Consider the following 24,404-nt stretch of genomic DNA (forward strand, 5'->3'; position numbering starts at 1 on the left):
CCGAACACGGAAGTTAAGCTCTTCAGCGCCGATGGTAGTTGGGGGCTTCCCCCTGTGAGAGTAGGACGCCGCCAAGCGCTTAAGAAGATCAGCTTATATAAGCTGATCTTTTTTCTATTCCTTAAGGTTTTATGATAGCCAAAAGTGGAAATAATAAAGGACGAAGAGCAATTAGTTGAAAAAAAAACGAAAACCACTTATAGTAAAGTTAAAGTCAAATATAGTCAAAGTCAAGTGAAGGAGGGGGCTGAGTGGGGAAAAATATTTCTGACATAATCGAACAGTATTTGAAACAAATATTAGAACAGAACGGGAAAGAAATATTAGAGATTAAACGGAGCGAAATAGCCGATAAATTTCAGTGTGTTCCTTCTCAGATCAATTACGTGATCAATACGCGTTTTACGAGTGAGCGCGGATACATCGTCGAAAGCAAAAGAGGCGGCGGCGGTTATATTCGAATTATTAAAATTAAAATGAACGATAAAATTGATTTGATTGATAACATTATGAATCAAATCTATACAAGGCTCTCCCAAGCTGCTTCGGACGATATCATTTTAAGGCTGTTAGAAAATGGTGTCATTACAAAAAGTGAAGCAAAATTGATGGTCAGTGTCATGGATCGTTCTGTATTATATATTGATTTGCCTGAACGAGACGAATTAAGAGCAAGAATGATGAAAGCCATGCTTACGTCACTTAAATTTAAGTAAAGCGGGTGAGAAGCGTGATATGTCAAGAGTGTAAAGAAAGACCAGCAACTTTTCACTTTACGAAAGTCATTAATGGCGAAAAAAAAGAAATGCATATCTGTGAACAATGTGCGAAAGAAAACAGTGAGTCATATTCTATGAATGAGAGCGGCGGATTTTCCATCCATAATTTGTTATCCGGACTGCTGAATTTTGACTCGTCTTTTACTAACAGCAGCGAGGCTCAGCTTTTTCAACAGCCGGATCAGGTTCTGAGATGCAAAAAATGCAATATGACGTTCCCGGAATTTCGAAAAACAGGCCGATTTGGATGTTCGGAATGTTATAAAACCTTCCATTCCTATATTACTCCGGTTTTAAGGAAAGTTCACAGCGGGAACACGGTCCATGCCGGTAAAATACCAAAGCGGATCGGCGGTAACCTGCATGTCAGAAGACAAATTGAAGCGTTGAAAAAAGAGCTGAAAGAATTAATTCAGCAGGAGGAATTTGAAAAAGCAGCCAACATTAGAGACCAGATCAGGTCGCTTGAACAAAACCTGAATGCAGACAAGGAGGAGGAGGACTGATGTCACTGCAGCATTTTATTCAGAATGCTTTAAGCAATTGGATGCGGCAGGAAGGCCCTGAAAGTGACATCGTGCTTAGCAGCCGGATCCGTCTTGCTCGCAATTTGGATAAAGTTCGTTTTCCAACGCTTTTTTCAAACGAAGAGGCTTCAGCGATTATTACATTGTTTGAAGAACAATTCACAGGCTATGAAGTGCCCGGTATCGGGAAATTTGAGCTTGTGAAAATGGATCAGGTGCAGCCTTTGGAAAAAAGGGTTCTTGTAGAAAAACATCTGATCAGTCCGCATTTGACGGAAGCTTCCTTTGGCGCATGCCTTCTTTCTGAAAATGAAGAAGTGAGTATTATGCTGAATGAGGAAGATCATATTCGCATTCAATGTCTGTTCCCGGGATTTCAGCTTTCAGAAGCATTGAAAGCAGCAAATCAGGTGGACGATTGGATTGAAGAACGGATTGACTATGCTTTTTCAGAACAAAGAGGCTACTTGACCAGCTGTCCTACAAATGTCGGAACCGGGCTTAGAGCTTCTGTCATGATGCACCTTCCTGCTTTAGTGTTAACTAGGCAAATAAACAGAATTATTCCGGCAATTAATCAATTGGGGCTTGTTGTTAGAGGAATTTACGGTGAAGGCAGCGAAGCATTAGGGAATATCTTTCAAATTTCCAACCAAATTACCCTCGGTAAATCGGAACACGACATTGTCGAAGATCTGAACAGCGTCGTTGCTCAGTTGATCGAACAAGAACGTTCAGCAAGAAAGGCGCTTTATCAGACTTCGCAAATCGAGCTTGAAGACCGCGTCTACAGATCTTACGGCGTACTGTCCAATTGCCGGATGATCGAATCGAAAGAAACAGCAAGATGTCTTTCAGACGTTCGTCTTGGAATTGACCTGGGGATAATAAAAGGTCTTTCCAGCAATATACTTAATGAGCTGATGATCCTCACGCAGCCTGGATTTCTCCAGCAATATTCGGGAGGAGTCTTAAGGCCAAACGAGAGGGACATCAGGCGGGCTGCTCTTATCAGGGAACGCCTGAAATTAGAAAACAACGGCAATAGACAGGAGGATGAAACAATATGATGTTTGGAAGATTCACAGAAAGAGCACAAAAAGTATTGGCGCTTGCTCAAGAAGAAGCTCTGCGTCTGGGCCATAATAACATTGGAACAGAACATATTCTCCTCGGCCTTGTCCGCGAGGGAGAAGGAATTGCTGCAAAGGCGCTGCAGGCATTAGGACTCAGCCCTGACAAAATTCAAAAAGAAGTTGAAAGCCTCATCGGCCGCGGACAAGAGATGTCACAATCGATCCATTACACACCGAGAGCCAAAAAAGTGACTGAACTGGCGATGGATGAAGCAAGAAAGCTTGGTCACTCTTACGTTGGAACTGAACACATCCTCCTCGGCTTGATCCGAGAAGGGGAAGGTGTTGCGGCAAGGGTGCTGAATAATTTAGGCGTCAGCTTAAACAAGGCGAGACAGCAAGTATTGCAGCTGTTGGGCAGCAATGAGAGCGGTGGCGCTGCTTCAGGCGCCAACAGCAATGCCAACACACCAACCTTAGACAGTCTTGCCAGGGATCTCACGGCGATTGCAAAAGAAGACAGCCTTGACCCCGTAATCGGCAGAAGCAAAGAAATTCAGCGCGTAATTGAAGTGCTGAGCCGCAGAACGAAAAACAACCCTGTGTTAATCGGGGAGCCCGGTGTCGGTAAGACAGCAATTGCCGAAGGCCTGGCTCAACAGATCATCAATAACGAAGTACCGGAGATTCTCCGCGACAAGCGCGTCATGACGCTTGATATGGGAACGGTTGTCGCCGGTACGAAATACCGCGGTGAATTTGAAGACCGTCTGAAAAAAGTGATGGACGAAATTCGTCAAGCGGGAAATATCATCCTCTTTATCGATGAGCTGCATACTCTCATCGGAGCCGGGGGAGCGGAAGGGGCCATCGATGCCTCCAATATCCTTAAACCTTCACTGGCGCGCGGAGAGCTGCAATGCATCGGAGCGACAACCCTTGATGAATACCGCAAATACATTGAAAAAGATGCAGCACTCGAACGGCGTTTTCAGCCGATTCAGGTTGACCAGCCGTCTCCTGAAGAGAGCATTCAAATATTGAGAGGTCTCAGAGACCGCTATGAAGCCCACCACCGCGTATCGATTACGGATGAAGCGATCGAAGCGGCTGTGAAGCTGTCAGACCGGTATATTTCGGACCGTTTTCTGCCTGACAAGGCGATCGACTTAATCGATGAAGCCGGTTCAAAGGTTCGCCTGCGTTCATTTACAACGCCTCCTAACTTAAAAGAGCTTGAACAAAAGCTTGATGAGGTAAGGAAAGAAAAAGATGCCGCTGTTCAAAGCCAGGAATTCGAAAAAGCAGCGTCATTACGGGATACGGAGCAGCGCCTGCGTGAACAGGTCGAAGAAACCAAGAAAACCTGGAAAGAAAAGCAGGGACAAGAAAATTCCGAAGTGACAGTCGACGATATTGCAATGGTTGTTTCAAGCTGGACCGGAGTGCCGGTTTCGAAAATTGCGCAGACTGAAACAGACAAATTACTGAACATGGAGAGCATTCTTCATTCCCGCGTTATCGGCCAAGATGAGGCTGTCGTTGCGGTTGCCAAAGCAGTCAGACGAGCGCGTGCCGGCTTAAAAGATCCAAAACGTCCTATCGGTTCGTTTATTTTCCTCGGCCCTACAGGCGTAGGAAAAACGGAGCTTGCCCGTGCGCTTGCCGAGTCCATTTTCGGCGATGAAGAAGCCATGATTCGCATCGATATGTCCGAGTACATGGAAAAACATTCAACATCAAGACTCGTCGGTTCCCCTCCGGGATATGTCGGCTATGATGAAGGCGGACAGCTTACTGAGAAAGTGAGAAGAAAACCGTATTCCGTCGTCTTGCTTGACGAAATCGAAAAAGCGCACCCTGATGTCTTCAATATTTTGCTGCAAGTGCTTGAAGACGGCCGCCTGACTGATTCAAAAGGGCGCACGGTCGACTTTAGAAATACGATTTTGATCATGACATCAAACGTCGGTGCGAGCGAACTGAGAAGAAATAAATACGTCGGGTTTAATGTGCAGGATGAAACCCAGAATTATAAAGATATGAAAGACAAAGTCATGGGCGAATTAAAACGCGCCTTCAGACCTGAATTTATCAACCGGATCGACGAGATTATCGTCTTCCACTCTTTGGAGAAAAAACATTTGAAAGATATTGTATCCCTCATGTCAGAACAATTAACTAAGCGTCTGAAAGAACAGGATCTATCAATTGAGCTGACTGAAGCGGCTAAAGAAAAAATTGCCGATGAAGGCGTGGATCTCGAATACGGGGCGCGCCCTCTCAGAAGAGCAATCCAAAAACACGTGGAGGACCGGCTGTCTGAAGAGCTCCTGAAAGGCCATATTGAAAAAGGCCAGCATATTGTTTTGGATGTAGAAGACGGAGAATTTGTCGTAAAAACCGAAGCTAAAACGAACTAATATAGAGACAAAAGAAAGAGGCATACGATGTTCATCAGTATGCCTCACTTTCTTATAAAGGGAGCGTTTTGAAAAATCAATGGCTAAAACAAAGACTAAATTCATTTGTCACTCATGCGGTTACGAATCCGCCAAGTGGATGGGGAAGTGCCCCGGATGCGGCACATGGAATACCATGGTGGAAGAAACGATAAAAAAACCCGCCGCCAACAGAAGAACCGCTTTTTCACATTCCGTTCAAACGGTGCAAAAGCCTTCACCTCTCACTTCAATCAAAACAACAGAAGAGCCGCGAATTAAAACGAAACTGGGCGAATTCAACCGCGTCTTGGGAAACGGTATCGTCAAAGGTTCACTCGTTTTAATCGGAGGCGATCCCGGCATCGGGAAATCAACCTTGCTGCTTCAAGTATCTGCCCAGCTCGCTGATTCAAAAGAAAATGTCCTGTACATCTCAGGTGAAGAATCGGTCAAGCAGACAAAGCTGAGAGCAGACCGTCTAGGCATCAACAGTCCCACTCTTCACGTTTTATCTGAAACCGATATGGAGTATATTACGTCTTCTATAGAAGAGATGAATCCGTCATTCGTGGTGGTTGATTCGATTCAAACCGTTTACCAAAGTGATATCACATCAGCTCCGGGCAGCGTGTCACAGGTCAGGGAATGCACCGCTGAGCTGATGAGAATTGCAAAAACAAAAGGGATTCCGATATTTATCGTCGGGCATGTCACAAAAGAAGGTTCGATTGCCGGACCGAGACTTCTGGAACATATGGTCGACACCGTCCTTTACTTTGAAGGCGAGCGGCATCATACATTTCGGATTTTAAGAGCCGTCAAAAACCGGTTTGGATCAACGAATGAAATGGGAATCTTTGAAATGAGGGAAGAGGGCCTGACAGAAGTGCTGAATCCGTCGGAAATCTTTCTCGAAGAGCGCTCGGCGGGAGCAGCCGGCTCGAGTGTCGTGGCTTCAATGGAAGGCACGAGGCCGGTCTTAGTAGAGATTCAGGCGCTGATTTCCCCCACGAGTTTTGGAAATCCGCGCAGGATGGCAACCGGAATTGATCATAACCGCGTCTCATTGCTGATGGCGGTTTTAGAAAAAAGGGTTGGGCTGCTGCTGCAAAATCAAGACGCCTATTTAAAAGTCGCCGGCGGCGTCAAGCTGGACGAGCCGGCGATCGACCTCGCCGTTGCGGTGAGCATCGCCTCAAGCTTCAGAGACACCCCGCCTCATCCGACGGATTGTTTTATCGGAGAAGTCGGCTTGACAGGGGAAGTCCGCAGAGTATCAAGGATAGAACAGAGGGTGCAGGAAGCGGCGAAGCTTGGTTTTAAAAGAATGATTATTCCTTCTGCAAATGTGGAAGGATGGACAAAGCCGAAAGGAATTGAAGTCGTCGGCGTTGAAAATGTAGCTGAGGCCCTTCGAGCTTCATTAGGAGGATCATAATATATGGAAAAAGACAAAAAAGGAGCGAAACAGGATCTTTCAGAAATATTGCAGTTTGTCGCCCCCGGCACACCTCTTCGCGAGGGAATCGAAAACGTCCTTCGCGCCAAAACAGGCGGATTAATCGTAGTCGGCTTCAATGATAAAGTGAAAGAAGTGGTTGATGGAGGGTTCCACATTAATTCTTCTTTCTCTCCGGCTCATCTGTACGAGCTGGCTAAAATGGACGGGGCGATTATTCTCAGCGATTCAGGGCAGAAAATTTTATATGCCAATACGCAGCTCATGCCTGAGGCGACGATACCATCTTCTGAGACGGGCATGAGGCACAGAACGGCCGAGCGTGTGGCCAAGCAGACCGGCTGTCTGATCATTGCAATTTCTGAAAGGCGGAATGTGATTACGCTCTATCAGGAAAATATGAAATATATACTCAAAGATATCGGCTTTATCTTAACAAAAGCCAATCAGGCGATTCAGACACTCGAAAAATACAAACTCATTTTGGACCATGCGATTTCCAATTTGAATGCGCTGGAGTTTGAAGAGCTTGTGACATTTGGGGATGTCATCTCTGTACTGCATCGATATGAAATGGTGCTCAGAATCAAAAATGAAATTAATATGTATATTAAAGAACTTGGAACAGAAGGCCATCTCATCAGGCTCCAGGTTAGCGAACTGATCACCGATATGGAGCAGGAAGCGGCGCTGTTCGTTAAAGATTATGTGAAAGAAAAAATCAAAGACCCGTTTGTCCTGTTGAAGCAGCTTCAGGATATGTCGAGTTTCGAATTGCTGGATGACTCGATTCTCCTTAAGCTTTTAGGCTATTCAGCAACTACGAATATGGAGGAATACGTTTTCCCGAGAGGCTACAGGCTCCTTCATAAAATCCCCCGTCTCCCGATGCCGATCGTCGAAAATGTTGTCGAAGCATTCGGCCATTTAAAGCTCATTATCGAAGCGGATGTAAAAGAATTGGATGAAGTGGAAGGAATTGGGGCTGTTCGTGCCCAAAAGATAAAGAAAGGATTAAAGAGACTTCAGGAGAAACATTATACTGACAGGCAGCTGTGAGAAAAATTTCTAAAAGTGATTAAAATTTGCAATTTATGGGTATATTATTCTTACTTTTTGTTTTCCCTTTTTCCGGTTGAAACAGCTGCATTCATAAAAATTAAAACGATTATTTTAAAGGAGGTGAAGGTATGTTGAAACGAATAGTTCAAGCGTTCTTTGCGATTTTGGGAGGCGTTATCGGTATTTTTCTCATACCGGAATTGTTTGTGCTGTTAAATGTACAGGACATACCTTTAGTAACAAACCCGTATGCGTCCGCTTGTTTAGGAGCTATCATCTTTTTTCTTCTGGGCATCTGGTGTGCGGATCATGTCATCAACTGGGTGAAACAAATTGAGGATTCCTTGATCAAAGCACCTGTCTCAGATTTATTGTTCGGCTCTTTGGGATTAATCTTCGGACTTATGCTCGCTTATCTTATCGTCAACGTCATTCCGTTAAAAGACATCCCTTATCAGTTGATCAGCACGGTCATTCCGATTGTGTTGGCCGCATTTCTCGGCTATCTCGGATTCCGTGTAGGTTTCAAGAAAAAGGATGAAATGCTGACACTTTTCACATCGAGAAAGAAAAAAGGTTCTGCTGAGGAAGAGCGTCCTGAAGAAGACAAAAAGCTGAAAATTTTAGACACAAGTGTTATTATAGATGGGAGAATTGCTGATATTTGTCAGACCGGATTTCTTGAAGGCGTCATTGTGATTCCTCAGTTTGTGCTTGAGGAGCTGCAGCATATCGCCGACTCTTCAGACGTCCTCAAACGAAACAGAGGACGGAGAGGACTGGATATTTTAAATCGGATCCAGAAAGAGCTCGATATCAAAGTTGAAATTTATGAAGGCGATTTTGAAGATATTCAAGAGGTCGACAGCAAGCTTGTCAAACTGGCGAAATTGACCTCAGGCGTTGTCGTCACAAACGATTTCAATTTGAACAAAGTATGCGAGCTCCAAAAGGTTGCCGTATTGAACATCAACGACCTTGCCAACGCCGTCAAACCTGTCGTGCTTCCGGGAGAAGAAATGAAGGTGCAGGTCATCAAAGACGGGAAAGAACATAATCAGGGCGTGGCTTATCTGGACGACGGCACGATGATTGTCGTGGAAGAAGGGCGAAATTATATCGGCAAACATATCGACGTGCTCGTGACCAGCGTGCTGCAGACAGCGGCAGGCAGAATGATATTCGCCAAGCCGAAACTGCTGGAAAAGGCGCTTTGAAAAAGGGAGAAATAAAATGAATTACGAAGTCGTCATTCCTGCCGCCGGACAAGGTAAACGAATGAATGCCGGGAAAAACAAACTGTTTATCGAGGCGAAAGGAATACCTGTGATTATTCATACATTAAAGGTGTTTGAAAACCATGATGCCTGCAAAAGGATCATTCTTGTCATCAATGAACAGGAATTCGATGAATTCAAAACCCTTTTAAAAACCTATCATTTTACAACTCCGATCGAGATGGTGCCGGGCGGAAGAGAACGCCAGCAAAGCGTATTTGCGGGCATTAAAGCCGCCGGCAAAGAGGAAACGGTCCTCGTCCATGACGGAGCAAGACCCTTTATTAAACGGAAATATATCGAACAGCTTGTCGAGAAAGCGAAGGAAACAGGGGCTGCTATCGTTGCCGTTCCTGTTAAAGACACGATCAAACGCGTTCAAGACGGTGAAGTAGCCGGAACGATTGAACGTTCAAGCTTGTGGGCCGCTCAAACCCCACAAGCTTTTCGTCTTTCTATTCTGATGAATGCTCACCTTGAGGCTGAAGCAAAAGGTTTCCTCGGTACGGACGACGCCAGTCTGGTCGAGGAAGCCGGAGGTGCGGTTGCAATCATTCAAGGGGATTATCAAAACATCAAGCTGACGACCCCGGATGACTTGCTTGTCGCAGAAGCGATATTAGAAGCGGAAAAGAGGAATGAACATGTTTAGAATAGGCCAAGGATTTGACGTCCATCAACTAGTGGAAGGCAGGCCGCTCATTATCGGGGGAATTACGATTCCTTACGAAAAAGGCCTGCTCGGACATTCGGATGCCGATGTGCTTTTGCACACGATTGCGGATGCATGTCTCGGCGCCGTCGGCGAGGGCGATATCGGAAAACACTTTCCGGATACCGACCCTGAGTTCAAAGATGCCGACTCTTTCAAACTCCTTCGTCACGTCTGGATGATTGTGAAGGAAAAAGGCTATACGCTCGGGAATCTGGATTGTACAATCATCGCCCAAAAGCCTAAAATGGCGCCGTATATCGAAGACATGAGAGCCAGAATTGCCGAAGGGCTTGAGGCGGAAATGTCCCAAATTAACGTAAAAGCGACCACAACCGAAAAGCTCGGATTTACGGGAAGAGCCGAAGGAATTGCCGCCCAGGCTTCCGTTCTGCTCCAAAAGGCATAATTCATTTTGAAGACAGGTTCATTTGATGATAGAATAGGAAATAAATTTGAACTCTGCTAGAGACGAAAGGAAGTTAGACAGATGGGAAACGAAGTTCGGGTTCGTTATGCGCCGAGCCCAACAGGCCATTTACATATCGGAAATGCCAGAACCGCTCTCTTTAATTATTTGTTTGCCCGGAGCCAAGGCGGAAAATTCATCATCCGCATTGAAGATACGGACCGGAAGCGTAACATTGAAGGCGGAGAGCAAAGCCAGCTGAACTATTTAAAATGGCTGGGCATCGACTGGGATGAAAGCGTGGATGTCGGCGGAGAATACGGACCATACCGCCAATCTGAAAGAAACGACATTTACAAAACATATTACGAGGAGCTTCTTGAAAAAGGGCTTGCCTACAAATGTTACTGCACGGAAGAAGAGCTTGAGAAAGAGCGCGAAGAACAGGCTGCCCGCGGAGAAATGCCGCGTTATTCAGGCAAGTGCCGCAATTTAAATAAAGAAGAGCAGGAAAAGCTCGAAGCTGAAGGAAGACAGCCGAGCATCCGCTTTAAAGTTCCTCAAGGAGAAGTCATCAGCTTCAATGACATCGTCAAAGGAGAAATTTCTTTTGAAACAGACGGCATCGGCGACTTCGTTATCGTGAAGAAAGACGGAACGCCTACTTACAACTTTGCCGTAGCTGTCGATGACTATTTAATGAAAATGACGCATGTCCTGCGCGGCGAAGACCACATTTCCAATACGCCGAAGCAGATCATGATTTACAACGCCCTCGGCTGGGAAATCCCGGAATTTGGACATATGACATTAATCGTCAATGAAAATCGCAAAAAACTGAGCAAACGGGATGAGTCCATCATTCAGTTTATCGAACAGTACGAAGAGCTCGGCTATTTGCCTGAAGCATTGTTTAACTTCATCACTCTTCTCGGCTGGTCGCCGGTCGGAGAAGAAGAACTGTTTACAAAAGATCAGTTTATTGAGATATTTGATGTACACCGTTTGTCAAAATCACCAGCGGTGTTTGATACGCATAAACTGAAATGGGTCAACAACCAGTATGTGAAAAAACTTGATCTTGATCAGGTGATCGAATTGACCGTTCCGCATTTGCAAAAAGCGGGCAAGGTTTCAGAAGAGCTGACAGGCAGCGAACAGGAATGGGTTCGCAAGCTGATTTCTCTATATCAGGAACAGTTGAGCTACGGCGCTGAAATCGTCGAGTTAACAGAGTTGTTCTTTAAAGACGATATCCAGTATAATCGTGAAGCAAGAACAGTTTTAGAAGAAGAGCAGGTTCCGGAAGTGCTTCGCGTATTTGCCGAAAAGCTTGAGCAGCTTGACTCGTTTACGGCAGATGAGATCAAGGCATCCATCAAAGCCGTTCAAAAAGAAACAGGACATAAAGGGAAAAAGCTGTTTATGCCGATCCGCGTAGCGACGACAGGGCAGACCCACGGTCCTGAACTGCCTCAGTCCATTGAATTATTGGGGAAAGACACCGTTTTAAAACGGCTGAATAACATTATTCAATAAGATAAATCGTTGACAGGGATAAGTATAAAGCCAGGGCCTTTAAAGAGAGAGTCTTCATCGGCTGGAAAAGACTTAAGCGCCGGGCTTTAGAAATGCACCTCTTGAGACCTTTGAAGAACGTTTTTATAACAAGTATTCAAAGGCGGTATCCGCCGTTATGGATGAGAGTTGAGAAAACAGCTGTGCTGTTTTCTAAACAGAGTGGAACCGCGCGTCAAAAAGCGTCTCTGTCATTAGACAGAGGCGTTTTTTTATATGGTTTGACAATAGAGACAAAGGAAGCGGGGAACGGGGGGAATCATGTGTTCTTTAAAATGCTGAAAGAAGATGTAGACGTCGTATTTGATCAAGATCCAGCTGCGAGAAGCTACATTGAAGTCATCTTAACTTATTCAGGTTTGCATGCTATATGGGCGCATCGAATTGCACATGCTTTATATAAAAGAAAAAGGTTTTTCATCGCCAGAATGATCTCTCAAATCGCCCGCTTCTTTACAGGAATCGAAATTCACCCGGGCGCCAAGATCGGCAGGAGGTTTTTCATCGATCACGGCATGGGGGTTGTGATCGGCGAAACCTGTGAGATCGGAAACAATGTCACGGTTTTTCAGGGCGTGACGCTTGGGGGAACTGGGAAAGAAAAAGGCAAAAGGCATCCGACAATCGAGGATCATGCCCTGATCTCAACAGGGGCAAAAGTGCTTGGATCCATTACAATCGGAAGAGGCGCGAAAATCGGCGCCGGCTCCGTCGTCCTGCATGATGTGCCTGAATGCTCCACAGTTGTCGGCATCCCGGGCCGCGTCGTCGTTCAAAACGGAAAGAAAATCAGACGCGACTTGAACCACCAGGACTTGCCGGATCCGGTGGCTGACCGCTTCAGAGAATTGGAAAACGAAATCAGGCAGCTGAAACAAGAGCTCCGGAGAAAAGAAAGGGAAGATGAGCTGTGACACTAACACTGTATAATACTCTCACACGAAAAAAAGAGCCGTTTGTGCCTCTTGAAGAAGGCAAGGTCAAAATGTATGTGTGCGGGCCGACTGTATATAACTACATCCACATCGGAAATGCAAGGCCGGCGATCGTCTATGACACGGTCAGAAAGTATTTGGAGTACAAAGGCTATGACGTCCAATACGTCTCCAATTTTACAGATGTCGATGACAAATTAATTAAAGCGGCAAATGAGCTTGGAGAGGAAGTGCCTGTCATCGCCGAACGCTTTATTAAGGCATACTTCGAAGATGTCGGTTCACTGGGCTGCACAAAAGCGGACTGCCATCCGCGCGTCACTGAAAACATGGATGAAATCATCGATTTTATTCAGACGCTGATTAATAAGGGCTATGCTTATGAGGCAGACGGGGATGTTTATTATAAAACAAGATCGTTTGAAGGCTATGGAAAGCTGTCGCATCAATCGGTCGATGAGCTGAGATCAGGCGCCCGGATTCAAGTGGGCGAGAAAAAAGAAGATGCGCTCGATTTCGCATTATGGAAAGCGGCGAAAGATAACGAAATCTCCTGGGATAGCCCTTGGGGAAAAGGCCGTCCCGGCTGGCATATCGAGTGCTCTGCGATGGCGAAAAAATATTTGGGCGATTCGATCGATATTCATGCCGGCGGCCAGGATTTGACCTTCCCGCATCACGAAAACGAAATTGCCCAATCGGAAGCATTGACAGGGAAGCCTTTCGCGAAATATTGGCTTCATAACGGCTACATTAATATCGATAATGAGAAAATGTCAAAATCGCTCGGCAACTTTGTGCTTGTGCATGACATTATTAAAGAGCATGATCCCCAAGTGCTGCGGTTTTTCATGTTGTCTGTTCATTACAGACATCCGATCAACTATTCGGTCGAACTTCTCGAGAACACAAAAAACGCTTTTGGGCGTCTAAAAACGGCTTATAGCAATTTGCAGCATCGCCTGAAAAGCAGTACAAATTTAACAGAGGGCGATTCAGAATGGCTTGGAAAAATCGAAGAGCAGCGAAAAGCCTTCGAAACGGCAATGGATGATGATTTCAATACAGCGAATGCAATTTCCGTCCTGTTTGATCTGGCCAAACACGCCAACTACTATCTGCAGGAAAAGAATACTTCAGAACATGTCATTCAGGCGTTTCTGCAGCTGTTTGACGAGATCTGCTCAGTGCTCGGCTTCTCCCTCAAGGAACAGGAACTTTTGGATAAGGACATTGAAGAACTGATCGAGAAGCGGAATGAAGCCCGCAGAAACCGTGACTTTGCAACATCTGACCAGATTCGCGACCAGCTGAAAAGCATGAACATTATCCTGGAGGACACTCCACAGGGTACGCGCTGGAAAAGAGGAGAATCGTAAACATGAATTTGGAATCCATTAAAGACGCCAAACAGCTGAATGGTTTGGCGCTTGCTTACATGGGTGATGCCGTATTGGAGATATACGTCAGGCATCACCTCTTAAAGCAAGGCATGACAAGGCCCAATGATCTGCACAGGCAGTCGAGGCGCTATGTCTCCGCCAAGTCGCAGGCAAGCATGCTGTTTGCGCTTGAGGAGCAGGAATTTTTCACCGAGGAAGAACAAGCTGTGCTGAGAAGAGGACGGAATGCCAAATCCGGAACGGTACCGAAAAATACGGATGTTCAAACATATCGTTACAGTACGGCTTTTGAGGCGGTTATCGGGTATCTTTTTCTTGAGAACAGGGAAGATAGGCTTAATGAACTCATCAAAGCAGCGCTGGAAAAACGGGATGGCAGGGAGGAAGTCAAATGAGTCAGCAGCATGATTACGTCATAGGAAAAAACGCGGTCATCGAAACATTAAAGTCCGGCCGGGAATTGTATAAGCTGTGGATGGCGGAAAACACAGTGAAGGGACAGGCTCAGCAAGTCGTTGAACTCGCCGCCAAAAAAGGCATCACGATTCATTATGTCCCAAGAAAAAAACTCGATCAAATGGTTTCCGGACAGCATCAGGGCGTCGTCGCTCAGGTCGCGGCTTACGAGTATGCCGAGCTGGATGATCTGTATCAAAAGGCCGAAGACCAAAATGAACAGCCGTTTATCCTCGTTTTAGACGAAATTGAGGATCCGCACAATCTGGGCTCTATTATGCGCACCGCAGATGCGGTAGGGGCTCATGGCATCATCATTCCGAAGAGGCGTGCGGTCGGCCTTACGACGACTGTCGCCAAAGCCTCGACAGGAGCCATCGAACATATTCCGGTCGTCAAAGTGACCAACCTGTCGCGAACCCTGGAAGAAATGAAGCAACGGGGCATTTGGGTAGTCGGTACCGATGCGTCTGGACAACAGGACTACAGGTCGCTCGATGGAAATATGCCGCTTGCGCTTGTCATCGGCAGCGAAGGAAAAGGCATGGGAAGGCTTGTTAAAGAGAAATGTGATTTTCTCATCCGCCTGCCGATGGCGGGAAAAGTCACGTCCCTGAACGCCTCAGTCGCAGCTGGTCTCCTGATGTATGAAGTGTACCGGAAACGAAGCCCTCTGGGAGAATAGACGGAATGGACATCCTGTTGGTCGACGGTTATAACATGATTGGGGCATGGCCTCAGTTGAAAGATTTAAAAGAAAACAGTTTTGAAGAAGCAAGGGATCTGTTGATACAGAAGATGGCGGAATATCAATCGTATACTGGGTTTCGGGTAATCGTTGTCTTTGATGCGCATCTCGTTAAAGGAATCGAGAAAAAGAAGGTCAATCATCGCGTAGAAGTGATATTCACAAGGGAAAATGAAACGGCTGATGAACGGATCGAGAAACTGGTGTCAGACTTGGATAATATTCAGACGCAACTCCATGTTGCCACATCCGACTACACAGAGCAATGGGCGATTTTCGGCCAAGGGGCCCTGCGCAAATCAGCCAGGGAGCTGCTCAGGGAAGTCGAAGCGATCGAAAGGCAAATCGAAAAAAGGGTGAAACAAATCACCTCAGAACGTCCCGCGGGGAAAATTCCATTGTCAGAAGACGTCTTGAAGATCTTCGAAAAATGGCGGCGTGGCGACTTGGATTAGGTTGACGCTTTTTTGTCCATTACTGTATAATATTTCTATCTACGTGCGGTCGGGGGGATCGGAGTGAACTTACAAAACAACCAGGGAAAATTCAGCAAAGAACAGTTCAGCAAAGAACGTTTTTGCCAGTTGGAAGACGAGCAGGTCATTGAAATGGTTCATGTCGGAGACAGTGATGCGTTAGATTACTTGATTACAAAGTACCGTAATTTTGTAAGGGCAAAAGCAAGATCCTACTTCTTAATCGGGGCTGATCGGGAAGATATCGTTCAGGAAGGCATGATTGGACTCTACAAATCTATCCGTGATTTTAGAGAGGACAAGCTGACTTCATTCAAAGCTTTTGCAGAATTATGCATTACCCGCCAAATTATTACCGCTATCAAAACAGCTACTCGCCAGAAACATATTCCGCTCAATTCTTATGTGTCGCTGGACAAGCCCATTTATGACGAGGAATCAGACCGGACGCTTCTCGACGTGATTTCCGGAGCAAAGGTCATGAATCCTGAAGAGCTGATCATCAATCAGGAAGAATTCGATGATATCGAGCTGAAAATGGGAGAATTGCTTAGTGATTTAGAAAGAAAAGTTCTTGCGCTCTATCTCGACGGAAGATCCTATCAGGAAATATCCGAAGAACTAAACCGCCATGTAAAATCGATCGATAATGCGCTCCAGCGCGTCAAAAGAAAGCTTGAAAAGTACCTGGAGCTCCGCGAAATCAGCTTGTAGCCAATGCTTATGGCATATTGACAGTCATTTTATGACTGTGATATGTTACTTAGGAAATGATCGTCCAGAAAAAGGTGTAAACATGAAGAAAAAAGTAACGTTAGCCTGCAAAAATTGCGGAAATCGTAATTATACGACAATGAAAAGCTCCGCAGCTTTGGCTGAACGGCTCGAAGTAAAGAAATACTGCAATAACTGCAATTCACATACAGTACATCTGGAAACAAAATAGGCGTTTTTGTTTTTAGGTTGTGGAGGTTTCTTACCATGGGTATTATCAAATTTTTAAAGAATGTCGGAAAAGAAATGAAAAAGGTCACCTGGCCTAAAGGAAAAGAACTAACGCGCTATACGATCACTGTTATCACCACCGTTATCTTTTTCGCCATCTTTTTTGCACTCATCGATTCGGGTATTACGCAATTAATTCGTTTAATAGTTGAATAATGATCAGCATAACGTGTTATAATAGATCTAAATATGACTTGCCAAAAAACCCGTTTAACGGGTTTTTTCATTGTTTCAAAATATGAGGCTCGTATAAAAGAAAGTGTCAGTTTCCCGGTACGACCAAAAGGTACGGCCAAAAACTTTTAAGGTGTGGGGAGGGAAGGACTGAAAGGGTCCTGAATGAGAATGGAAAAGAAATGGTATGTGGTTCATACGTACTCCGGCTATGAAAATAAAGTAAAGGCGAACTTGGAAAAACGGGTGGAATCGATGGGGATGCAGGATAAGATATTCCGCGTCGTTGTACCTGAAGAGGAAGAAACAGATATTAAAAACGGCAAGAAAAAAGTCGTTAAAAAGAAAGTATTCCCTGGGTATGTACTTGTCGAACTAGTCATGACGGATGATTCCTGGTATGTTGTTCGAAATACGCCGGGCGTGACCGGGTTTGTCGGTTCAGCCGGATCAGGTTCAAAGCCGACTGCGCTGCTTCCGGGTGAAGCGGAAAAAATCCTGAAGCGGATGGGGCTTGAAGAAAGAAAAACAGAAATCGACTTTGAATTGAAAGAAACAGTCAAGGTGATCGATGGCCCGTTTGCTGATTTCACAGGGACGATTGAAGAGATCGACCATGACAAAAATAAAGTCAAAGTATTTGTTAATATGTTCGGAAGAGAGACCCCGGTTGAGCTCGAATTTACTCAAGTTGACAAATTGTAATGGAAAAGCGCTTGAAATCACTATATAAAAGTGATAATATACAAAGGTGCGTCTTGGCAAAAACGTCAAGGCAGCTAGCTTGATATTTTCATCATTCATATAAAGAATGAGACCTTGAGTGGGAGGGTTCACCCTATTACCACATCACGGACTTAAGGAGGTGTGTCTCGTGGCTAAAAAAGTAGTTAAAGTTGTAAAATTGCAAATTCCTGCTGGAAAAGCGAATCCAGCTCCGCCAGTTGGTCCTGCATTGGGTCAAGCCGGTGTTAACATCATGGGATTCTGTAAGGAGTTTAACGCTCGTACATCTGACCAAGCTGGTCTGATCATTCCTGTAGAAATTTCGGTTTACGAAGACCGTTCATTTACATTTATCACAAAAACTCCGCCTGCTGCTGTATTGCTTAAAAAAGCGGCTGGAATTGAGTCAGGTTCTGGTGAGCCTAACCGTAATAAAGTCGCAACCGTTAAACGCGATAAAGTACGTGAAATCGCCGAAACAAAAATGCCTGACTTAAATGCGGCAGATGTTGAAGCGGCTATGCGTATGGTTGAAGGAACTGCCCGCAGTATGGGTATTGTGATCGAAGACTAATTTTTGTCTCTTTGCTGGGTTGCGAGTTTGGATCAGACAAGTTCGCAACCCTTATTCGTGGGAGGTTATTCCGCTAAAACCACTAAGGAGGAAATTTTAAAATGGCTAAAAAAGGTAAAAAATACGTCGAAGCTGCCAAGCTTGTAGAGCGTACAAAAGCTTACGACGTAAACGAAGCGATTGAGCTTGTGAAAAAAACAAACACAGCTAAATTCGATGCCACTGTTGAAGCGGCATTCCGTTTAGGTGTTGACCCTCGTAAAAACGACCAGCAAATCCGCGGTGCAGTTGTACTTCCAAACGGAACAGGCAAAACTCAGCGCGTTCTTGTTTTCGCTAAGGGCGAAAAAGCGAAAGAAGCAGAAGCTGCTGGTGCAGACTACGTAGGCGATTCTGATTACATCAACAAAATTCAGCAAGGCTGGTTTGATTTTGATGTAATCGTTGCGACTCCTGACATGATGGGTGAAGTCGGTAAAATCGGACGCGTGCTTGGACCAAAAGGTCTTATGCCAAACCCTAAAACAGGAACGGTTACTTTCGAAGTTGAAAAGGCAGTCAACGAAATCAAAGCGGGTAAAGTTGAATACCGCGTTGATAAAGCAGGAAACATCCACGTTCCAATCGGAAAAGTGTCATTCGAAGAAGGCAAGCTTGTAGAAAACTTCGCGACAATGTACGACACAATTTTGAAAGCGAAACCTGCTGCTGCTAAAGGTGTATACGTGAAAAACGTTTCTGTTACATCTACAATGGGACCTGGAATCAAAGTGGACCCTTCAACTTTCAACGTAAAATAATATTGACTTTTGATAAGACGTTCTGATATAATTCAAAACGTTGTAAAAATAAAATATGTCCATTTATACCGTAGACAGTAGGTGCCGATAAGGCTTAATCTCCTACCGAGGTGTATATATATCACAGCTCTAGCGTTACGTATGCTTGTATATACAGCCTCCATGTCGAATGGAGGCTTTTTATATGGAACATGTCGTTAAAGAACGTGATCACCGAACGGTATAAGTGTTACACAGATGAATCTTACAGGAGGTGTAACCATGAGCAGCGCAATTGAAACAAAAAAAGTTGTTGTTGAAGAAATTACTTCTAAACTGAAAGAAAGTAAATCAACGATCATCGTTGACTATCGCGGCCTTAACGTAGCTGAAGTAACAGAACTTCGTAAACAGCTTCGCGAAGCTAACGTTGAGTTCAAAGTGTACAAAAACACGATGACTCGCCGTGCGGTTGAACAAGCTGAACTTGATGGTTTGAACGATTTCTTAACAGGACCGAATGCGATTGCATTCAGCACTGAAGATGTTGTCGCTCCAGCTAAAGTTCTTAACGAGTTTGCTAAAAAGCACGAAGCTCTTGAAATCAAAGCGGGCGTAATCGAAGGCAAAGTGTCTACAGTTGAAGAAGTGAAAGCTCTTGCTGAACTTCCATCTCGCGAAGGCTTGCTTTCTATGTTGCTTAGCGTACTTCAAGCTCCAGTTCGCAACCTTGCTCTTGCAACTAAAGCTGTTGCAGAACAAAAGGAAGAACAAGGCGCTTAATAGCATCAGTATCTAAAAAATAAAACAAAATGGAGGAATTACAAATGGCTTTAAATATCGAAGAAATCATTGCTTCCGTTAAAGAAGCAACTGTACTTGAACTGAACGACTTAGTAAAAGCAATCGAAGAAGAATTTGGCGTAACTGCTGCTGCTCCTGTAGCTGTAGCTGGCGGAGCTGCTGCAGGCGGTGCTGCTGAAGAAAAAACTGAATTTGATCTTGTTCTTGCTGGTGCAGGAGATCAAAAAATCAAAGTTATCAAAGTTGTTCGTGAAATCACTGGTCTTGGCTTGAAAGAAGCTAAAGAACTTGTTGACAACACTCCAAAACCTCTTAAAGAAGGTATTGCGAAAGAAGAAGCTGAAGAGCTTAAAGCTAAACTTGAAGAAGTTGGCGCTTCTGTAGAAGTTAAGTAATCTTCACCTAATCTTTAGGGGAAAGCTCGCTTTTAAAAGCGGGCTTTTTCTTTGCTAATTAATTGTAGTCCCTTCCGCATAAGATACGCCATCTTGTTTCAAGATATCTGGAGAGTTCACCACCTGAGGAGGTTCTGTGATGACTGACCATTATTATTCGGAAAAACCTTCAGCAAAAAGCAGCAGATCAACGTGGGCATTTCGCTTGAGAAACCGGGCGTTTACTTTTATCAGCGACAGCGGAGTTTTTTCAAAAAGAGAAGTGGACTTTGGCTCAAGACTGCTGATTGAAGCTTTCCGGGAACCGGATACAGAAGGTGATTTTTTGGATGTAGGCTGCGGCTATGGCCCGATTGGTCTTTCGCTTGCGGCGGATTTCGAAGATCGAATGGTTCACATGATCGATGTTAATGAAAGAGCTGTCGAACTTTCGAAGGAAAACGCGTTAAATAATCAGATCGACAACACAAAGATCTATCAGAGTGATCTGTTTGCCAACGTCGAACCTGCAAAAAAATTCGCTTCTATTATTACTAATCCCCCTATACGCGCCGGGAAAAAAACTGTGCACGCCATCTTTGAAAAAAGCGCTGAACATTTGCGGCCTTCAGGAGAGTTGTGGGTCGTCATTCAGAAAAAACAAGGCGGGCCTTCTGCCATTGAAAAATTAAAAGAACTTTTTGAGGACGTTGAAGTCGTTCACAAAAAGAAAGGGTACTATATCATCAAAGCAAAAAAAGTTTGACTCGGATTTTCAGCTATGTTAATATTATAAAATGCCAATGTATATATTTTGCTGCTGTTTTTAAGAAACGCCTAGGTTTGTATAAAATATACATTTTTGGGAACACTAATAAAATCGGTATTTTGTTTTTGGATGTGGTTTTCTAAATTAGAAACCCTTTTTTCTTTTGTCTTGTAAAAGTATTTCTTACATATTTGCGGAAGAAATGCTTGTTACACATATATTACGCATGATTTGAGGGGTGAATCAGTTGACAGGTCAACTAGTTCAGTATGGACGACACCGCCAGCGCAGAAGCTATGCACGCATTAGCGAAGTGTTAGAATTACCAAATCTCATTGAAATTCAAACCTCTTCTTATCAGTGGTTTCTTGATGAGGGTCTTAGAGAGATGTTTCAAGACATATCGCCAATTGAGGATTTCACTGGTAACCTCTCTCTGGAATTTATCGACTACAGCTTGGGCGAGCCTAAGTATCCGGTAGAAGAATCAAAAGAGCGCGACGTGACCTACTCAGCTCCGCTGCGTGTTAAAGTCCGCTTAATCAACAAAGAGACCGGTGAAGTAAAGGATCAGGATGTCTTCATGGGTGATTTCCCTATTATGACAGACACTGGAACCTTTATTATCAACGGTGCGGAACGGGTCATTGTATCTCAGCTCGTTCGTTCTCCAAGTGTATATTTTAGTGGTAAAGTAGACAAAAACGGTAAGAAAGGTTTTACCGCGACTGTCATTCCAAGCCGTGGCGCATGGTTAGAATACGAGACTGATGCGAAAGATGTTGTTTATGTACGCATCGATCGCACACGTAAGTTGCCGGTTACGGTTCTTTTGCGTGCTCTTGGCTTCGGATCTGACCAAGAGATCATTGATCTCGTCGGTGAAAACGAGTATTTACGCAATACGCTTGATAAAGATAATACGGAAAACACCGATAAAGCGCTTCTTGAAATCTACGAGCGTCTTCGTCCAGGAGAGCCGCCTACAGTAGAAAACGCAAAAAGCCTGCTTGATTCAAGGTTCTTTGATCCGAAAAGATATGACCTTGCAAGTGTAGGACGTTATAAAATTAATAAAAAGCTTCACATCAAAAACAGACTGTTTAATCAGCGGCTTGCTGAAACGCTGATCGATCCTGAAACAGGCGAAATTCTTGCCGAAAAAGGCGCGATTTTAGACAGAAGAACGCTTGACAAAGTCCTGCCGTACCTTGAAAACGGAATCGGTTTTAAAAAGCTGTATCCGAACGGCGGAGTTGTCGAAGATGAAGTGACGCTTCAGTCTATTAAAATTTATGCCCCTACAGATCAAGAAGGGGAGCAGACGATCAATGTGATTGGAAATGCTTATATTGAAGAAGGCGTTAAAAATATTACACCTTCTGATATTATCTCTTCCATCAGCTATTTCTTTAACCTGCTTCACGGAGTGGGCGATACCGACGATATCGACCATTTAGGAAACCGCCGTCTCCGTTCAGTGGGAGAGCTTCTGCAAAACCAATTCCGTATCGGTTTAAGCAGAATGGAGCGTGTTGTTCGTGAAAGAATGTCTATTCAAGATACAAACACGATCACGCCACAGCAGCTGATCAATATTCGCCCTGTCATCGCATCAATCAAAGAGTTTTTCGGAAGCTCGCAGCTTTCTCAGTTTATGGATCAGACGAATCCGCTTGCTGAGCTGACGCATAAGCGCCGTCTGTCAGCGCTCGGACCGGGCGGTTTGACCCGTGAGCGTGCCGGAATGGAAGTCCGTGACGTTCACTATTCCCACTACGGCCGGATGTGTCCGATTGAAACTCCTGAGGGTCCAAACATCGGTTTGATCAACTCGCTTTCTTCATTCGCGAAAGTGAACCGTTTCGGCTTCATCGAAACACCGTATCGCCGCGTTGACCCTGAGACTGGAAAAGTAACGCCGAGAATCGATTACTTGACAGCAGATGAAGAAGACAACTATGTCGTTGCCCAGGCTAACGCACGTCTGAATGATGACGGATCTTTTGTGGATGACAGCATCGTCGCCCGTTTCAGAGGGGAGAACACCGTTGTTCCGAAAGACCGCGTCGACTATATGGACGTTTCGCCTAAACAGGTTGTCTCTGCCGCGACTGCATGTATTCCTTTCTTGGAAAACGATGACTCAAACCGCGCCCTGATGGGAGCGAACATGCAACGGCAGGCTGTACCTCTTATGCAGCCTGAATCTCCGATCGTCGGAACCGGAATGGAGTATGTATCTGCAAAAGACTCCGGTGCCGCTGTTATTTGCCGTCATCCTGGAATCGTTGAACGGGTGGAAGCGAAAAACATCTGGGTGCGCCGCTATGAAGAAGTCGACGGCCAGAAAGTCAAAGGAAACCTTGATAAATACAGCCTGCTGAAGTTTGTTCGTTCCAACCAGGGAACTTGCTACAACCAGCGTCCGATCGTAAGCGTCGGTGATGAGGTTGTAAAAGGTGAAATTTTAGCTGACGGTCCGTCTATGGAAAAAGGTGAGCTTGCCCTTGGACGCAACGTCATGGTCGGCTTTATGACATGGGATGGCTACAACTATGAGGATGCCATCATCATGAGCGAACGCCTTGTAAAAGACGACGTATACACGTCTATTCATATTGAGGAATACGAATCAGAGGCCCGGGATACAAAACTCGGACCTGAAGAAATCACACGCGATATTCCAAACGTCGGTGAAGACGCTCTTCGCAACCTCGATGAACGCGGAATTATCCGTGTCGGTGCTGAAGTAAAAGACGGAGATCTTCTTGTTGGTAAAGTAACGCCTAAAGGTGTTACAGAGCTTACAGCAGAAGAGCGCCTGCTTCACGCCATCTTCGGCGAAAAAGCGCGTGAAGTCCGCGATACGTCGCTGCGTGTACCTCACGGAGGCGGCGGTATCATCCTTGATGTAAAAGTGTTCAACCGCGAAGACGGAGACGAACTGCCTCCGGGCGTTAACCAGCTCGTCCGCGTTTACATCGTTCAGAAGCGTAAAATTTCTGAAGGGGACAAAATGGCCGGACGCCACGGTAACAAAGGTGTTATTTCGAAAATCCTTCCGGAGGAAGATATGCCGTATCTGCCTGACGGAACACCGATTGACATCATGTTAAACCCGCTGGGCGTACCATCGCGTATGAACATCGGGCAGGTGTTGGAGCTGCACCTTGGTATGGCTGCACGCCGTCTCGGCCTGCATGTCGCGTCGCCGGTATTTGACGGTGCCCGCGAAGAAGATGTGTGGGAAACGCTTGAAGAAGCCGGCATGTCAAGGGACGCAAAGACAGTCCTTTACGACGGCCGAACTGGGGAGCCGTTTGACAACCGGGTGTCTGTCGGTATCATGTACATGATCAAATTGGCTCACATGGTTGACGACAAATTGCACGCGCGTTCTACAGGTCCTTACTCACTCGTTACCCAGCAGCCTCTCGGAGGTAAAGCGCAGTTCGGTGGACAGCGTTTTGGAGAGATGGAGGTTTGGGCGCTTGAAGCTTACGGTGCAGCATATACACTTCAAGAAATCCTGACTGTTAAATCGGATGATGTCGTAGGCCGTGTGAAAACATACGAAGCCATCGTAAAAGGCGACAATGTTCCAGAACCTGGTGTTCCGGAATCGTTCAAAGTATTGATCAAAGAGCTTCAAAGCTTAGGTATGGACGTCAAAATCCTATCAAGCGACGAAGAAGAAATCGAAATGAGAGACTTGGAAGACGACGAAGACGCGAAACAAAACGAAGGGCTCTCTCTGCCGAATGATGAAGAGTCCGAAGAATTCGTTTCTGCTGACGCAGAACGCGATGTCGTCACTAAAGAATAAACGAATTTTATACGCAAGTGACAGGGTAT

The 24,404-nt window shown here is 45.2% G+C and carries 25 protein-coding genes, 1 rRNA gene and 2 other annotated features; all 26 genes read left to right on the forward strand.

The window, feature by feature from the left end:
- A 5S ribosomal RNA gene (rrf, locus tag QMZ64_RS23360) occupies positions 1 to 77 on the forward strand; the annotation flags it as partial.
- 174 nt (positions 78 to 251) lie between these two features.
- A complete protein-coding gene (locus QMZ64_RS19355; protein WP_075752574.1) occupies positions 252 to 716 on the forward strand; it encodes a CtsR family transcriptional regulator in 465 nt (154 codons plus the stop codon).
- 14 nt (positions 717 to 730) lie between these two features.
- Positions 731 to 1,285 carry a protein-arginine kinase activator protein McsA gene (gene mcsA, locus QMZ64_RS19360; RefSeq protein WP_243944401.1) on the forward strand — a complete coding sequence of 185 codons (555 nt, stop codon included), beginning with the start codon at positions 731 to 733 and terminating at the stop codon, positions 1,283 to 1,285.
- Complete coding sequence (mcsB, locus tag QMZ64_RS19365; RefSeq protein ID WP_023855926.1) at positions 1,285 to 2,376, forward strand: protein-arginine kinase McsB; 1,092 nt, start codon at positions 1,285 to 1,287, stop codon at positions 2,374 to 2,376. Before mcsA ends, mcsB begins: the two co-directional genes overlap by 1 nt.
- Complete coding sequence (gene clpC, locus QMZ64_RS19370; RefSeq protein WP_075752568.1) at positions 2,373 to 4,805, forward strand: ATP-dependent protease ATP-binding subunit ClpC; 2,433 nt, start codon at positions 2,373 to 2,375, stop codon at positions 4,803 to 4,805. Before mcsB ends, clpC begins: the two co-directional genes overlap by 4 nt.
- A 79-nt stretch (positions 4,806 to 4,884) precedes the next feature.
- On the forward strand, positions 4,885 to 6,264 hold the full coding sequence (gene radA / locus QMZ64_RS19375; RefSeq protein ID WP_152849931.1) for a DNA repair protein RadA: 1,380 nt from the start codon (positions 4,885 to 4,887) through the stop codon (positions 6,262 to 6,264).
- A 3-nt stretch (positions 6,265 to 6,267) separates the two neighbouring features.
- Positions 6,268 to 7,344 carry a DNA integrity scanning diadenylate cyclase DisA gene (gene disA, locus QMZ64_RS19380; RefSeq protein WP_020449840.1) on the forward strand — a complete coding sequence of 359 codons (1,077 nt, stop codon included), beginning with the start codon at positions 6,268 to 6,270 and terminating at the stop codon, positions 7,342 to 7,344.
- A gap of 131 nt (positions 7,345 to 7,475) precedes the next feature.
- A complete protein-coding gene (locus tag QMZ64_RS19385; protein ID WP_009330350.1) occupies positions 7,476 to 8,564 on the forward strand; it encodes a PIN/TRAM domain-containing protein in 1,089 nt (362 codons plus the stop codon).
- A gap of 16 nt (positions 8,565 to 8,580) precedes the next feature.
- On the forward strand, positions 8,581 to 9,276 hold the full coding sequence (ispD, locus tag QMZ64_RS19390) for a 2-C-methyl-D-erythritol 4-phosphate cytidylyltransferase (protein ID WP_265625140.1): 696 nt from the start codon (positions 8,581 to 8,583) through the stop codon (positions 9,274 to 9,276).
- Complete coding sequence (gene ispF, locus QMZ64_RS19395) at positions 9,269 to 9,745, forward strand: 2-C-methyl-D-erythritol 2,4-cyclodiphosphate synthase (RefSeq protein ID WP_075752562.1); 477 nt, start codon at positions 9,269 to 9,271, stop codon at positions 9,743 to 9,745. Before ispD ends, ispF begins: the two co-directional genes overlap by 8 nt.
- An 81-nt stretch (positions 9,746 to 9,826) precedes the next feature.
- Positions 9,827 to 11,284 carry a glutamate--tRNA ligase gene (gene gltX, locus QMZ64_RS19400; RefSeq protein WP_265625139.1) on the forward strand — a complete coding sequence of 486 codons (1,458 nt, stop codon included), beginning with the start codon at positions 9,827 to 9,829 and terminating at the stop codon, positions 11,282 to 11,284.
- Positions 11,285 to 11,516 (forward strand) — a binding site (T-box leader). It abuts the gene before it with no gap.
- Positions 11,517 to 11,586: 70 nt separating this feature from the next.
- Positions 11,587 to 12,237, forward strand: a complete 651-nt coding sequence (gene cysE, locus QMZ64_RS19405; RefSeq protein ID WP_243944409.1) for a serine O-acetyltransferase — start codon at positions 11,587 to 11,589, stop codon at positions 12,235 to 12,237.
- On the forward strand, positions 12,234 to 13,637 hold the full coding sequence (gene cysS, locus QMZ64_RS19410) for a cysteine--tRNA ligase (protein ID WP_243944410.1): 1,404 nt from the start codon (positions 12,234 to 12,236) through the stop codon (positions 13,635 to 13,637). Before cysE ends, cysS begins: the two co-directional genes overlap by 4 nt.
- Positions 13,638 to 13,639: 2 nt before the next feature.
- Complete coding sequence (locus QMZ64_RS19415) at positions 13,640 to 14,056, forward strand: Mini-ribonuclease 3 (protein ID WP_301441523.1); 417 nt, start codon at positions 13,640 to 13,642, stop codon at positions 14,054 to 14,056.
- Entirely contained in the window at positions 14,053 to 14,802 is a 750-nt protein-coding gene (rlmB, locus tag QMZ64_RS19420) for a 23S rRNA (guanosine(2251)-2'-O)-methyltransferase RlmB (protein WP_165425830.1), read from the forward strand. Before QMZ64_RS19415 ends, rlmB begins: the two co-directional genes overlap by 4 nt.
- A gap of 5 nt (positions 14,803 to 14,807) precedes the next feature.
- A complete protein-coding gene (rae1, locus tag QMZ64_RS19425; RefSeq protein ID WP_165425831.1) occupies positions 14,808 to 15,320 on the forward strand; it encodes a ribosome-dependent mRNA decay endonuclease Rae1/YacP in 513 nt (170 codons plus the stop codon).
- 63 nt (positions 15,321 to 15,383) lie between these two features.
- Positions 15,384 to 16,055: an RNA polymerase sporulation sigma factor SigH gene (gene sigH / locus QMZ64_RS19430; RefSeq protein WP_003178288.1), complete on the forward strand. Its 672-nt coding sequence runs from the start codon at positions 15,384 to 15,386 to the stop codon at positions 16,053 to 16,055.
- Positions 16,056 to 16,137: 82 nt separating this feature from the next.
- Complete coding sequence (rpmG, locus tag QMZ64_RS19435) at positions 16,138 to 16,287, forward strand: 50S ribosomal protein L33 (RefSeq protein ID WP_003178289.1); 150 nt, start codon at positions 16,138 to 16,140, stop codon at positions 16,285 to 16,287.
- A 35-nt stretch (positions 16,288 to 16,322) separates the two neighbouring features.
- Complete coding sequence (gene secE / locus QMZ64_RS19440; protein WP_003178291.1) at positions 16,323 to 16,502, forward strand: preprotein translocase subunit SecE; 180 nt, start codon at positions 16,323 to 16,325, stop codon at positions 16,500 to 16,502.
- Positions 16,503 to 16,691: 189 nt separating this feature from the next.
- Positions 16,692 to 17,225, forward strand: a complete 534-nt coding sequence (gene nusG, locus QMZ64_RS19445) for a transcription termination/antitermination protein NusG (RefSeq protein ID WP_003178298.1) — start codon at positions 16,692 to 16,694, stop codon at positions 17,223 to 17,225.
- Positions 17,226 to 17,394: 169 nt separating this feature from the next.
- A complete protein-coding gene (gene rplK, locus QMZ64_RS19450) occupies positions 17,395 to 17,820 on the forward strand; it encodes a 50S ribosomal protein L11 (protein ID WP_003178300.1) in 426 nt (141 codons plus the stop codon).
- 101 nt (positions 17,821 to 17,921) lie between these two features.
- Positions 17,922 to 18,620: a 50S ribosomal protein L1 gene (gene rplA, locus QMZ64_RS19455; protein WP_020449850.1), complete on the forward strand. Its 699-nt coding sequence runs from the start codon at positions 17,922 to 17,924 to the stop codon at positions 18,618 to 18,620.
- A 50-nt stretch (positions 18,621 to 18,670) separates the two neighbouring features.
- Positions 18,671 to 18,812, forward strand: a sequence feature (ribosomal protein L10 leader region).
- A 69-nt stretch (positions 18,813 to 18,881) separates the two neighbouring features.
- Positions 18,882 to 19,382: a 50S ribosomal protein L10 gene (gene rplJ, locus QMZ64_RS19460; protein ID WP_003178304.1), complete on the forward strand. Its 501-nt coding sequence runs from the start codon at positions 18,882 to 18,884 to the stop codon at positions 19,380 to 19,382.
- Positions 19,383 to 19,426: 44 nt separating this feature from the next.
- Positions 19,427 to 19,798: a 50S ribosomal protein L7/L12 gene (rplL, locus tag QMZ64_RS19465; RefSeq protein ID WP_003178305.1), complete on the forward strand. Its 372-nt coding sequence runs from the start codon at positions 19,427 to 19,429 to the stop codon at positions 19,796 to 19,798.
- A 139-nt stretch (positions 19,799 to 19,937) separates the two neighbouring features.
- Positions 19,938 to 20,543 (forward strand): class I SAM-dependent methyltransferase, encoded by a 606-nt coding sequence (locus QMZ64_RS19470; RefSeq protein WP_265625138.1) that lies wholly within the window; start codon positions 19,938 to 19,940, stop codon positions 20,541 to 20,543.
- A gap of 250 nt (positions 20,544 to 20,793) precedes the next feature.
- The gene (gene rpoB / locus QMZ64_RS19475) at positions 20,794 to 24,375 is read left to right on the forward strand and encodes a DNA-directed RNA polymerase subunit beta (RefSeq protein ID WP_301441524.1); all 3,582 of its coding nucleotides are present in this window, start codon (positions 20,794 to 20,796) and stop codon (positions 24,373 to 24,375) included.
- Positions 24,376 to 24,404: the final 29 nt, after the last annotated feature.

The sequence above is a fragment of the Bacillus sp. LB7 genome, assembly GCF_030449715.1.
In the GTDB taxonomy this organism is placed as follows: Bacteria; Bacillota; Bacilli; order Bacillales; family Bacillaceae; genus Bacillus; species Bacillus paralicheniformis.

Excerpts from the sequence above, each read along its gene's own strand:
- mcsB (WP_023855926.1), top strand. The coding sequence starts at position 1,285 with ATGTCACTGCAGCATTTTATTCAGAATGCTTTAAGCAATTGGATGCGG.
- clpC (WP_075752568.1), top strand. The coding sequence starts at position 2,373 with ATGATGTTTGGAAGATTCACAGAAAGAGCACAAAAAGTATTGGCGCTT.
- radA (WP_152849931.1), top strand. The coding sequence starts at position 4,885 with ATGGCTAAAACAAAGACTAAATTCATTTGTCACTCATGCGGTTACGAA.
- disA (WP_020449840.1), top strand. The coding sequence starts at position 6,268 with ATGGAAAAAGACAAAAAAGGAGCGAAACAGGATCTTTCAGAAATATTG.
- QMZ64_RS19385 (WP_009330350.1), top strand. The coding sequence starts at position 7,476 with ATGTTGAAACGAATAGTTCAAGCGTTCTTTGCGATTTTGGGAGGCGTT.
- ispD (WP_265625140.1), top strand. The coding sequence starts at position 8,581 with ATGAATTACGAAGTCGTCATTCCTGCCGCCGGACAAGGTAAACGAATG.
- ispF (WP_075752562.1), top strand. The coding sequence starts at position 9,269 with ATGTTTAGAATAGGCCAAGGATTTGACGTCCATCAACTAGTGGAAGGC.
- gltX (WP_265625139.1), top strand. The coding sequence starts at position 9,827 with ATGGGAAACGAAGTTCGGGTTCGTTATGCGCCGAGCCCAACAGGCCAT.
- QMZ64_RS19415 (WP_301441523.1), top strand. The coding sequence starts at position 13,640 with ATGAATTTGGAATCCATTAAAGACGCCAAACAGCTGAATGGTTTGGCG.
- rlmB (WP_165425830.1), top strand. The coding sequence starts at position 14,053 with ATGAGTCAGCAGCATGATTACGTCATAGGAAAAAACGCGGTCATCGAA.
- rae1 (WP_165425831.1), top strand. The coding sequence starts at position 14,808 with ATGGACATCCTGTTGGTCGACGGTTATAACATGATTGGGGCATGGCCT.
- rpmG (WP_003178289.1), top strand. The coding sequence starts at position 16,138 with ATGAAGAAAAAAGTAACGTTAGCCTGCAAAAATTGCGGAAATCGTAAT.
- secE (WP_003178291.1), top strand. The coding sequence starts at position 16,323 with ATGGGTATTATCAAATTTTTAAAGAATGTCGGAAAAGAAATGAAAAAG.
- nusG (WP_003178298.1), top strand. The coding sequence starts at position 16,692 with ATGGAAAAGAAATGGTATGTGGTTCATACGTACTCCGGCTATGAAAAT.
- rplA (WP_020449850.1), top strand. The coding sequence starts at position 17,922 with ATGGCTAAAAAAGGTAAAAAATACGTCGAAGCTGCCAAGCTTGTAGAG.
- rplJ (WP_003178304.1), top strand. The coding sequence starts at position 18,882 with ATGAGCAGCGCAATTGAAACAAAAAAAGTTGTTGTTGAAGAAATTACT.
- rplL (WP_003178305.1), top strand. The coding sequence starts at position 19,427 with ATGGCTTTAAATATCGAAGAAATCATTGCTTCCGTTAAAGAAGCAACT.
- QMZ64_RS19470 (WP_265625138.1), top strand. The coding sequence starts at position 19,938 with ATGACTGACCATTATTATTCGGAAAAACCTTCAGCAAAAAGCAGCAGA.